This window comes from Rhizobacter sp. P3_C12 (assembly GCF_056402735.1).
The window spans coordinates 1-11,305 of sequence record NZ_JBFUGW010000203.1; the positions used below are offsets into that span (position 1 = coordinate 1).

Genomic DNA, 11,305 nt, shown 5'->3' on the forward strand with positions numbered 1-11,305 from the left:
CTGCGCGACGTGCGCGTGATGCGCCGCGTGTTCCCCAAGTTCAACCGCAAGTCCAAAGAGAACACGATCAAGAAGAAGCGCTTCCTCGGCTGCTTGCTCCACCTGCGTGGCGGCAAGGCCGCGAAGAACTACCGCCGCATCACCGTGGACTGCGTGTACTACGACGAGACCGACGGCTTCGATCGCGACATCGAGAAGGAGGGCAGTCCCTTCAGGCTCGGCGACAAGCGCATCGAGGGCGCCACGTTTCCCAAGTCGGTGGCCGGCAGTACGCCGAAGCTCAAGGGCTTCAGCCTGATCGAGGACCGTGAGAGCCAGGCCGACGTTCGCTTCCAGTATTTCATTCGCTGCCCGCATTGCGATGACGAGCACACGCTCGATTGGGGCGGCAAGGAAGCGCTCCACGGCTTCAAGTGGACGGACGACGACCCGGAGACAGTCGGCCACGTGTGCCCGCACTGCGGCGTGTGCATCACCCAGGCCGAGTACCTCGCGGCCTGGAAGGGACGCTGGAAGTCCGCCGAAGGGATCTGGATCGACGAGCGCGATCCGGTTCAGCTGCGCTTCCGGAACGCCACGGACGAAGAGATCGTGCCGCCCAGGCACGTGGCGTTCTTCAGCTGGACCGCGTACAGCCCGCAGGCGACCTGGGTGAGCATCGTGCGCGACTGGCTGACGGCCGCGAAGAAGGCGCAGGCCGGCGACGACAGTGATCTGAAGACCTTCATCAACACCACCCGCGGCGAGACCTACGAGCAGGAACTGGAGAAGACCGACGCCAGCCAGCTCGCGCTGCGCGGCAAGCACGGGCACCCGTTGCGCACCGTGCCACGCGGCGCGGTGAAGCTCGCGATCGGCGTAGACGTGCAGGGGGACCGCTGGGAGCTGGTGGTGTGGGGCTTTGGCCGCGGCGAGGAGATGTGGGTGGTGGACGACCTGGTCATCTACGGCAACCCGGCCGACCAGCGCGAATGGGATCTGAAGCTGGACCCGGCGATCAAGGCGACCTTCCGGCATGTCTGCGGCGTCGAGATGTCGGCCGACGCGGTGGCGATCGACACCGGCGGCCACTTCACGCACCAGTGCTACGTCTTCGTGCGCAACCGGCCGAACCAGAACCTATACGCGGTGAAGGGCGAGACGCGGCTGGGGCGGCCAATCAAGAGCGCCAGCGTGCTGGTCGACGTGAACGAGCGCGGCAAGACGATCCGCAAGGGCGTGCGGCTGTGGCACGTGGGCACCGACACCGCGAAGGATCTGCTCTACGGCCGCCTGCAGGTGGGCCAGCCCGGGCCGGGCTACGTGCACTTCGCCCGCGAGCTGACGGCTGAGTTCTACGACCAGCTCACGGCCGAGAGCCGCATGTTGGTGAAGACCGGCCGCGGCGAGGAACACCGCTGGCTGAAGCCGGCCGGCAAGCGCAACGAGAAGCTGGACTGCACGGTCTACGCGCTGTTCTGTGCGCAGATGCTCGGCCTGCACACGCTCAGCGACAAGCTGTGGGCGCGGCTCGAAGCCGGGCTCGAACCCGATCTATTCGCGGCGCCGCAGGCCGTCGAATCCATCGACAGACCGGCTGTACAGGCGTCTGTACAGGATGCAGTGCCAGTGCGAGACCCGCCACCACCACGCCCGCCGATCGCGCCTGCATTCACCTCCGCACACAACATTTCCCACTCAATCGCCAGTGACGCATGGAGTTCCCGCCTATGAATAGAAGCCACGCCGAATCGAATCCCGACAACCATCACAGCCGTGCGCCGTCACAGTGGGTGCTCGACATGACCGACATCCTGCGGGACCGACTGGCGGTGCAGGATCCGTGGGCGACCGCGATGGCGCAGGAGATCGTCGCCGGCATGCGCGACAGGTTCGGAGGAGACGACGTTTACGTGCCGATCCCCGATCGCAGCGCGCGCAATGAACGCATCCGCGCGATGTTCAATGGCCGCAACGTCGCCGAGATCTGCGACCAGTTCGGGCTGAAGCGCGCCATGGTCTATCGCATCTGCGGCACCAGGGATCCACAGCGCACCGTTGCGCGCCGCGCTCGACGTTGAGTGGGCTCACGCAAATTGTCTACTGCAGCCCCTACAAAGTAGACGCCGAAACTTCGACGATGACGGCATGCAAAACGCAATCGTCATCGCATGAGTGCCACGCCCTGGTACAGCATCCATCGGCGTCCGGTCGCAAACGCGTCCGCGGCCTCCGAAACACAGCACGCCGAGATCTGGATCTACGGCGACATCGGCGAATCCTGGTACGGCGACTCCATCGCTGCAAAGGACTTCGTCAAGACCGTGGCCGCACTCGACGCCAAGACCATGTCGGTCCGCCTGAACAGCTTCGGCGGCTCGGTCGCCGATGGCATCGCGATCTACAACGCGCTGAAGCGCCACCCGGCCACGGTCACTGTCTGCGTTGACGGCATCGCCGCATCGATCGCCAGCCTGATCGCGATGGCAGGCGACCGCGTCGAGATCGCCGACAACGCAATGCTGATGATCCACGCACCCTGGGCCGGCACCTCGGGCAACGCCGCCGAGCTGCGCCAGGCGGCCGACATGCTCGACAAGTGGGCGCAGGCGATGGCCGCGAGCTATGCCGCCAAGACCGGCCGCGCACTCGACGACGTGATGGCCTGGCTCAGCGATGGCGAGGACCACTGGTTCACCGCATCCGAAGCCGTCGCGGAGAAGCTCGCTGATGCGACCACGGCCGCCCTCCCGATCAGCGCCAGCGCCACGCGCTTCGCCTGGACCCGACCCGACGCTCGTGCGACCGCACCACCGTCCACCGCTGCACCGGCCACCGCGGTGGTGCCCGCCGCCGCTGCCCAGCTGCCCCTCTCACACACCTCGATCCCTTCGACTCAGGAGACCACGATGCTCGTTCCCGCCACCGACCCGACCGCTCAAGCCGCACAGCAAGAGGCCATCAAAGCCGCCGCGCGCGCCGAAGCCCAGCGCCAGACCGAGGTTCGCGCCGTCTTCCACCGCCACATGGATCGCGATGGTGTCTCCGCCGCGCTCGATGCCGTGGTGAGCGATGTCGATTGCAACCTGGTGCAGGCCAAGGCTCGACTGCTCGATGCGCTGGCCCGTGGCACCGAGCCGGCCGCAGGCGGCTGGGTGGTCACGGTCGAAGACGAGACCGACAGGCGCAATGCCGCGATGGCCGCCGCGCTGGAGATCCGCGCTGGCCTCGCGAAGAACGACACCAGCAACCCGTGGCGCGGCCACAGCCTGACCGAGATGGCGCGGGCCTCGCTGAAAGCGCACGGCGTGCGGCACGAGGGCTTGGACAAGATGGGCCTGATCGCGCTCGCCTTCACCCACGGCACCGGCGACTTCCCACTGCTGCTCGCCAACGTCGCGCAGAAGGCGATGCTCAAGGGCTACGAGGAAGCCCAGGAGACGTTCCAGCAGTGGACCACCAAGGGGACGCTGCCGGACTTCAAGCCGATGTCCATGGTCGACATTGGCAGCTTCCCAGCGCTGCGCCAGGTCGCCGAGGGCGGCGAGTACAAGTACATCACCATCGGTGAGCGCGCCGAGACGCGGGTGCTGGCGACGTACGGCGAGATCTTCAAGATCACGCGCCAGGCGGTGATCAATGACGACCTGGACGCCTTCACCCGCATCCCGCGCAAGATGGGCCGCGCGGCGATCCGCACGGTCGGCAACCTGGCCTATGCGGTGCTGACCGGCAACGCCCCGATGGCCGACGGCAAGCCGCTGTTTCACGCCGACCACGGCAACCTGGCGGACGGCACCCCCATCACCACGGCGGCCGTCGACGCGATGCGTGTCGCGATGGCGCGGCAGAAGGACATCGGTGTGGGCGAGAAGAGCGGTGGCGCGCTGAACATCCGCCTGGCAAAGCTGCTGGTGCCGGTGTCGCTGCTGGGCACGGCCAACGTGGTCCGCGACAGCGAGTTCGAGGTGGGTGCTGCCAGCAAGAACAACACCGTGCCGAACAGCGTGCGCGGCACCTTCGAGGTGATCTCCGACGCGCGCCTGGACGACAGCTCGCCGACGCGCTGGTACGGCGCGGCCGACCAGGGCATGCACGACGTGGTGACGGTCGACTACCTGGACGGCAACGAGGCACCGACGATGGAGCAGCAGCAAGGCTGGAGCGTCGATGGCGTGGAGTTCAAGGTGCGCATCGACGCGAGCGCGAAGGCGCTGGACTGGAAGACGCTGCAGCGCAATGGCTGATCGGGCCGACCGCTGGCACAGACCCACTGACCCACTGACCCAACACGACAAAGGATCAACATGAAGAACGCCGTTCAACCGGGCCGCAGGATTGTGTTCACGCCCGCAGCCGCGGTCCCCGCGGGGGGTGTCGCCAAGATCGGCAGTCGTGTCGGCGTGGCGCTGTCCAGCGTCGCCGCGAACACGCCGGGCACGTTCCTGCTCGACGAGGTGTACCGCCTGCCCAAGCTCGCCTCGGATGCGATCGGGCAGGGCGACAGCGTGCACTGGGATCACCAGGCTGGTGTCATCACGCTCGCCACCACCGGCGCCGGCAACGTCGCACTCGCCTCGGCGGGCTTCGCCTTCTCGGCCGCCGCTGCCGGCGAGGCCTTCGTCGAAGTCAAGATCAACGCCTGAGCCGATGCCCGCGATGCTGGACGACATCTTTACGCGCAAGCTGTCGGTGCTGTACGGCCGGCTCGGCCGCGATGCGCAGTTCACGCCGGCCGGCGGCGATGCGCAGCCGGTGYGGGTGCTGCTCGACGAGCCGGGCAGCTCGGGCCTGGACGGTATGCGGATGCGCACCGAGCCGACGCTGCGCATGCAGGCGGCGGATGCGCCGAACGGCGTGCAGCGCGGCGACCGTTTCACCGTCGCCGGCAAGACCTGGGCGGCGCGTGAGGCCAGCGTGCCGGTGCTCGATGGCGCCGAGCTGCAGGTCGATCTGAAGGCGGTCGCCGCTGGAGCCGCCGCATGACCGTCGAGCCGAACAGCACCCATGAACGCATCCTGCAGCGCGTCGAGCTGGCGCTGAAGGTGGCTGGCACCGATGCGGCGTCGCGTGTCCACCGCGGCCGGGTCGATGCCTTCGGCGTCGACGAGATCCCCGCCATCAACATCCGCCGCTCCACCGGCCAGGCTGACGCGTTCGCGCAGGCGGTTCACCGCGGCCTGATGGAGTTTGAGCTCGACTTCCATGTGCGCGGCGACGACTGGGAGACGGCCGCCGACCGCCTGCACCTGCAAGCGCATCGCGTGATCGCCATCGACGCCGGCCTGAACACCTTGGGCCGGGGCCTGCGCTGCGTGCGCACCGAGCCACGCGCCGAAGGCGGCGACGAGACCATCGGCCGACTGACCGCGACCTACCAGGTGCAGGCGCTGACCCGCGCACATGACATGGCGCTGGTGACCTGACCCGCGCCGCCGCACCTCCAACAACCCACTGGACCCCCACATGCTTCTCTTCGGAACCGGAAAACTCATCGCGCTGCCCCAGCGCAACGGCCTGGGCCTCGTGGTCCCGGAATCCTCGCCAGTGGTGATCGGCTCCGCCCAGGAGATCACCGTCGACATGGACGCGGATATCAAGACGCTGTACGGCGCCGGCCGCTATGCGCTGGGCGTTGCGCAGGGCCGCAGCAAGGTGGAAATCAAGGCGAAGTACGCCTCGCTGGATGCAGGCATCCTCGGGCGCCTGCAGTTCGGCAAGCAGGCGAGCGCCGGCATCCGCTCGACGGTCAATGATTTCTCGTGCGTGCTGCCGGCCGGTGCCGCGGGTAGCGTCGCTCCGGTATCGGTCGTCATCGAGCCCCCGCAGGATGGCTCGTTCGTCGCGGACCTCGGCATCTTCGATGGCGCAACCGGCGAGCAGCTGGAGCGCGTGCCGTTCGATGCGAACCCGGTGCCTGCCGCCGGCCAGTACACGCTGAAGGACGGCACCTACCGGTTCGCGCCGTCGACGAACGAGCGCGAAATGATGATCAGCTACGAGTACCGCGCGACCGGCGGCAAGGGCCAGCTGTTCGAGCTGACGAACGAGCTGATGGGGCCGAGCCCGTCGTTCACGTTGGTGATGAAGGCCGAGCACGACGGCAGGACGCTGTCGATGCGGCTGAACCGCGTGGTCAGTAGCAAGGTGAGCCTGCCCTTCAAGAGCGACGACTTCGCGACCTTCGAGCTGAACGGCCAAGCCTTCGCCGACGAGCGCGGGCAGCTCGGCTACATCTGCCTGTCCTGATCCGGGCCGCCATTCCTCTTATCACCCTTCACCAGTCCACTCCATGAACGACACCATTCTCCTGGGCGAACAGACCATCGAGGTCGCCCCCATCCCGCTGGGCCGGTTGAAAAAGTTGCTGCCTGCCTTCAACCGCGCCGGCCTCGCGTTCAAGAACGGTCGCCTCGACGAGGTCGTCTTCGACGACATCGTGCTGGTGCTGTCGGCCGGCACGGGCCTGACGGTGCCCGAGGTCGAGGAACTGCCCGCGACGATGGAACAGCTGAGCGCAGCGCTCGAAGTCGTCGCCAAGGTTGCTGGTCTGGAAACGAAGGTGACTGGCCTGGGGGCCGCCGTGGGGGAGGACGTGGCGTCCTTGGCGGCGATGCCGGGGACGCCGATGGCGCCGGATCTGACCCGTGGGGCGACCTCTACGCCTGGCTGATTACGGCGACCGGCTGGACGTGGCGGCACATCGACGAGGAGGTCACGCTGCCGCAGGTGGCGAGCCTCGCCGCCTTCTGGCGGCACACGCCGCCGGCCGCACTGCAGCTGCGCCGCATTGCGTTGGCGATCGGCATCAAGCCCGACATCAGTGCGGCACCCGTGGCGCGATCGGGAAGCGCGATGAAACAGGCGATGGAGCGAACGATGGCACAGGCCGAGCARCTCGGCATCCCGATCCACCGCGGCCCGGTCGACGACCCGCTGATGGCACTCCTCGACGACTGATCTCGACGACTGACCTGGTCGTCACTCCTTCAACGAAGCATTCGAACCCGGACCTCACCCCCGCATGACCGATCCCCGCGCCAGAGTCGTCGTCGACGGCGATGTCACCCCGCTGCGCCAGGCGCTGCGTGCCGGTCTGCAGAACGTCCAGCAGTTCGGCGATGACGCTGCGACGGGCTTCGGCAAGGTCAACGGCCCCCTGGAGTCGATCCGCGGCAAGTTCATGGCACTGACTGCAGTGCTGGGCGGTGGCGCACTCTTCAGCAAGGCGATCGAGCAGACCGCCAAGTTCCAGGAAGAGAGCATCCAGCTCGGCAAGTCGCTGGGCGTCTCGGCTACGGGCGCCAGCACATGGATCGCCGCACTCGAAGATGTGGGTGCGACCACAGACCAGATGTCCACCGCGGGCCGGGGCCTGCTGAAACACCTGAACGAGGACGAGGGCGCGCTCAACAAGCTCGGCCTCGCCACGCGCGACAGTGCCGGCGCGCTGCGCCCGATGAACGAGCTGATGCTGGACGCCATCAAGCTCACCAGCGACTTCAAGGAAGGCACCGACCGGGACATCGCCGCCAGCCAGCTCTTCGGCAAGGGCATCGACGCCAGCTCGGCGCTGCTGAAGCTCAACAGCGACACGGTGCGCGAGAACGCCGAACTGATGGGAGAACTCGGCCTGCTGGTTGGACAGGAACAAGTCGACGCCTACAACGCGTTCGACTCCGCCGGCGACAAGGCCGCGCTCGTCATGAAGGGCTTCGCCAACACCATCGGTACCGTCCTGATGCCGGTCGTCACGAAGCTCGCCGAGTGGTTCGTTGCGGTCGGGCCAACCGCCATCACGGTGACCCGCGGCGCAATCGGCGGGCTGACCGCCGTCTTCTGGGGCCTCAAGAACGCGGTCGTCGTCGTGTGGGAGGTGCTCAATGGCCTGGTGGTCACCGTGGCCGAGCCGCTGCGGGCGCTCGGCTCCGGCCTGTACAAGCTGATGAGCGGCGACCTGAAGGGTGCGCAGGACGAGCTGATGGGTTGGCCGGCGCGCATCGGGGAGGCCTGGGCCAAGGCCTGGGACAACATCGTCGCGTCCAGCACCGAGACCCGCGACCGCCTGGCAGCGATTTTCATTCCCGACCAGACAGAGGCCGCACCGTCCGGCGGCGGCACCCGCAGCGCGACGCTGAAGGGCAAGGGCGACAAAGACAAGGACGGCGCCAGCTCGTACATGAGCTACTACGAGGCCATGCTCGCCGAGGAGAAGCGAGCGCAGGCGGTGCTGACCGAGGGACGCGAGTACACCAAGGAAGAAGAACTCGCGTACTGGCGCTGGCTCACCGACAACCTGACGATGACGACGGCCGACCAGGTCGCGATCCAGCGCAAGACGGCGCAGCTCGAGGTGAGCATTGCGCGGGAGACGCGCCAGCAGCGAGACGCGATCGAGCACGACAGCATGCGCACGGCCGAGCAGCTCGCCCTCGGCAAGATCGAGCTGGAGCGAGTGGCCGCCAAGGCAGCGCTCGATGCCGAGGAGATCACGAAAGCGCAGCTCGCCCAGCTGGAGGTCGAGTTCGAGGACCGCCGCTACGTCGTGCAGGCGTCTGCACTGCAGCAGCGGCTGCAGCTGCTGAGCGCCGATCCGACCGTCAACCCGGTCGAGCTGGCTCGCATCAAGAACGAGCTGCTGCTGGTCGAGCAGCAGCACGAGCAGCAGCGACTGCAGGTGCTGTCGGCCGCCAACACCGCGCTGCGGGAGCAGGGCGCCAACGCCTTCGGCGGCGCAGGCCTCTTCAGCGGCATTGGCGACAGCTTCGGCACCGCGCTGGACGGGCTCCTGCAGAAGACCAGCACCTGGGGCCAGTCGCTCGCGACGATCTTCGGTGGCGTGAAGGAAGCGTTCCTGCGCAACGTCGTCACCGAGCCGGCCTCGCAGTGGATCGCCAGCCAGGCACGCATGCTCGCGATGAAGCTCGGCTTCCTGACGCAGGAGAAGGGCATGCAGGCCGCGGCCTCGGCGACGAACGTCGCGGTGAAGTCGGCCGAGGCGACCGCCGTCGTCGGGGCCAACGCAGCGGAGGCCGGCTCGGGCGCTGCGGCGTCGCAGGCGTCCATCCCCGTCGTCGGGCCGGTGCTCGCCATTGCAGCGATGGCCGCGATCTTCGCGGCGGTGTCCGGCATGGGCAAGGGCATCAAGAGCGCCTCGGGCGGCTACGACATCCCGAGCGGCCTGAACCCGATCACCCAACTTCACGAAGAGGAGATGGTGCTGCCGAAGCAGCACGCGAACGTCATCCGCCAGTTGGCCGGACAGGGTGGAGAGGGGCAGGGCGGCGGCGATGCCGGTCCGTCGATCGAGCTGCGCGGCGTGACGGCCGGCGAGTTCTTCATGGCCTCGAAGCGCGACCTGGTCGCGGTCCTGAAGGCTCTGAAACGCGACTTCGTTTTGAACTGAACGGCTGGAGCTGAATACRCYATGAGCCTCGACATCTTCCCGACGCTGCCCGGCCTGAAATGGGGCAGCACCCGCGTGCCGATGCACCGCACCAGTGTGCGCGAGACCCCGAGCGGTCGCGAGTTCCGCACCCGCTACTTCAGCTTCCCGCGTTGGCGCTACAAGCTCGCCTACGAGGTGCTGCGCGAGACCGACGGCCTGGCCGAACTGCAGGCGCTGGTGGGCTTCTTCAACGCCCGCGGCGGTGCTGCGCAGCGCTTCCTCTACCTGGACCCGGACGACTCAGCAGTCGTGGACCAGCGGCTGGGCACCGGGGACGGCGCCACCCGCAAGTTCCAGCTCGTGCGCACCTGGGGTGGTGTGGTCGAGCCCGTGTATGCCGCGGCGGACGACGCCCGGGTCTTCCTGGGCGGCGCGCTCGCCGACCCGAGCACCTACGACATCGGACCGAGCGGCGTGCTGTCCTTCGGCGTGCCGGTGGCGACCGGCCTGCCTGTGACGTGGACCGGCCATTTCTACTGGCGCGTGCGCTTCAAGCAGGACGAGACCGAGGTGTCGCAGTTCCTGCAGCAGCTGTGGGAAGCGCGCAGCGTCGAGCTCATCACCGTGAAGCCCTGAGCGCGCGCCGATGAGAACACCGTCCTGGGAGAAGGCGCCTGGCGCGCTGGCCGAACTGCTGAACTCCGAGCTCGAGCTCGGTTGCATCGACCTCTACACCTTCACGCTGCCGGGCGGCCTGGTGCTGCGTTGGACGAGTGCCGACCAGGCCATCATGGTCAACGGAACGACCTGGTCGCTCGGGCCGGGCCTGCGTCGCAGCCGCACGCGGCTGAGCGTCGGCATCGAGGTCGACAGCCTGGATGTGACCGTCTACGAGCTGGCGGCGGACCTCGACAGCGAGGAGCGGGCGATGCAGCTCAACGGCACGCCGCTGCTGGCCTATATCGCACGCGGCGGCTTCGAGCACGCGCGGCTGCAGCTGGAGCGCGCCTTCCTGCCGGCGATGGACATGGCGAGCCTGAACCCGCCGATCGCCGGCACGCTGGTGTGGTTCACCGGCCGGGTCGCGGCGACGCAGGGTGACCGCACGCAGCAGCAGCTCAGCATCAAGAGCGACACCGAGCAGCTCGACGTGATGGTGCCCGCCGAGGTGTACCAGCCGGGCTGCTCGAACACGCTCTACGACGCGGCCTGCGGCGTGAACCGCGATGCGAAGACCGTGACCAGCGTCGCCAACACCGCGAGCGATGCCACGCGCACGCGCTTCGGGCACGGGCTCGCCGGCAACCCGTACGTGGCCGGCTACTTCGACCTCGGCGTCGTGCGCTTCCTGACCGGGCTGAATGTGGGCCACGGGCGCACCGTCAAACGCCACACCGCAGGCAGCACCGGCAACGAGATCACCGTGCTGCAGCCGTTCCCGTTTCCGATCGCGCCAGGCGACAGCTTCGCGATCTATCCCGGCTGCGACAAGACGCAGGCGACCTGCACGAAGAAGTTCAACAACGTGATCCGTTTCCGCGGCAAGCCGTATGTGCCGGCCGCGGAGACGGTGATGTGAGCCTCATGACCCAGACCCATTCGACCGAACCTCAACAACGCCAGGCGGTGATCGCCGAGGCCCTGACCTGGCTCGGCACGCCGTACCACCACCACGGCCGTCTGAAGGGCGTGGGCGTCGACTGCGGGCAGAGCCTATGCGCGATCTACGAGGCTGCGGGCGTGACGGCGCCGATCGACCCGGGCACGTACAGCACCGCGTGGCATCTGCACCGCAGCGAGGAGCTGTACGTGCAATGGCTCGAGCGCGTCGGTGCCGTGCGCACCGAGCAGCCGCATGCCGGCGATGTCGCGCTTTTCCGCTTCGGCCGCACGTTCAGCCACGGCGGCGTGCTGGTCGACGCGCGCACGGTGCTGCAC

At 67.8% G+C, this 11,305-nt stretch carries 13 protein-coding genes; all 13 read left to right on the forward strand.

The annotated features are described in order from the left end of the window. The coding region (locus AC1DXV_RS24725) for a phage terminase large subunit family protein (protein WP_477936035.1) at window positions 1–1,713 on the forward strand (1,713 nt) is incomplete at its 5' end. 68 nt (window positions 1,714–1,781) lie between these two features. Next, window positions 1,782–2,060 carry a Mor transcription activator family protein gene (locus AC1DXV_RS24730; RefSeq protein WP_477871857.1) on the forward strand — a complete coding sequence of 93 codons (279 nt, stop codon included), beginning with the start codon at window positions 1,782–1,784 and terminating at the stop codon, window positions 2,058–2,060. A gap of 90 nt (window positions 2,061–2,150) precedes the next feature. Beyond that, window positions 2,151–4,226: a ClpP-like prohead protease/major capsid protein fusion protein gene (locus AC1DXV_RS24735; RefSeq protein ID WP_477936037.1), complete on the forward strand. Its 2,076-nt coding sequence runs from the start codon at window positions 2,151–2,153 to the stop codon at window positions 4,224–4,226. Between the two features lie 60 nt (window positions 4,227–4,286). Beyond that, a complete protein-coding gene (locus tag AC1DXV_RS24740) occupies window positions 4,287–4,625 on the forward strand; it encodes a capsid cement protein (protein WP_477869647.1) in 339 nt (112 codons plus the stop codon). 4 nt (window positions 4,626–4,629) lie between these two features. Then, window positions 4,630–4,965: a head-tail joining protein gene (locus AC1DXV_RS24745; RefSeq protein ID WP_477936039.1), complete on the forward strand. Its 336-nt coding sequence runs from the start codon at window positions 4,630–4,632 to the stop codon at window positions 4,963–4,965. Continuing rightward, window positions 4,962–5,405: a hypothetical protein gene (locus tag AC1DXV_RS24750; protein ID WP_477869651.1), complete on the forward strand. Its 444-nt coding sequence runs from the start codon at window positions 4,962–4,964 to the stop codon at window positions 5,403–5,405. Before AC1DXV_RS24745 ends, AC1DXV_RS24750 begins: the two co-directional genes overlap by 4 nt. Window positions 5,406–5,445: 40 nt before the next feature. Then, window positions 5,446–6,228 (forward strand): hypothetical protein, encoded by a 783-nt coding sequence (locus tag AC1DXV_RS24755; RefSeq protein WP_477869653.1) that lies wholly within the window; start codon window positions 5,446–5,448, stop codon window positions 6,226–6,228. Window positions 6,229–6,271: 43 nt separating this feature from the next. Continuing rightward, window positions 6,272–6,652 (forward strand): hypothetical protein, encoded by a 381-nt coding sequence (locus AC1DXV_RS24760; RefSeq protein ID WP_477869655.1) that lies wholly within the window; start codon window positions 6,272–6,274, stop codon window positions 6,650–6,652. Between the two features lie 56 nt (window positions 6,653–6,708). Then, window positions 6,709–6,939 (forward strand): hypothetical protein, encoded by a 231-nt coding sequence (locus tag AC1DXV_RS24765; RefSeq protein WP_477869657.1) that lies wholly within the window; start codon window positions 6,709–6,711, stop codon window positions 6,937–6,939. Between the two features lie 64 nt (window positions 6,940–7,003). Then, window positions 7,004–9,385: a phage tail tape measure protein gene (locus AC1DXV_RS24770; protein ID WP_477936041.1), complete on the forward strand. Its 2,382-nt coding sequence runs from the start codon at window positions 7,004–7,006 to the stop codon at window positions 9,383–9,385. A gap of 21 nt (window positions 9,386–9,406) precedes the next feature. After that, window positions 9,407–10,003, forward strand: coding sequence for a DUF2460 domain-containing protein (locus AC1DXV_RS24775; RefSeq protein WP_477936043.1), 597 nt, complete (start codon window positions 9,407–9,409; stop codon window positions 10,001–10,003). 10 nt (window positions 10,004–10,013) lie between these two features. Then, entirely contained in the window at window positions 10,014–10,946 is a 933-nt protein-coding gene (locus AC1DXV_RS24780; protein WP_477936045.1) for a DUF2163 domain-containing protein, read from the forward strand. Window positions 10,947–10,951: 5 nt separating this feature from the next. Next, window positions 10,952–11,305 (forward strand): NlpC/P60 family protein (locus tag AC1DXV_RS24785; protein ID WP_477936047.1); only part of this gene is annotated, 354 nt, incomplete at its 3' end.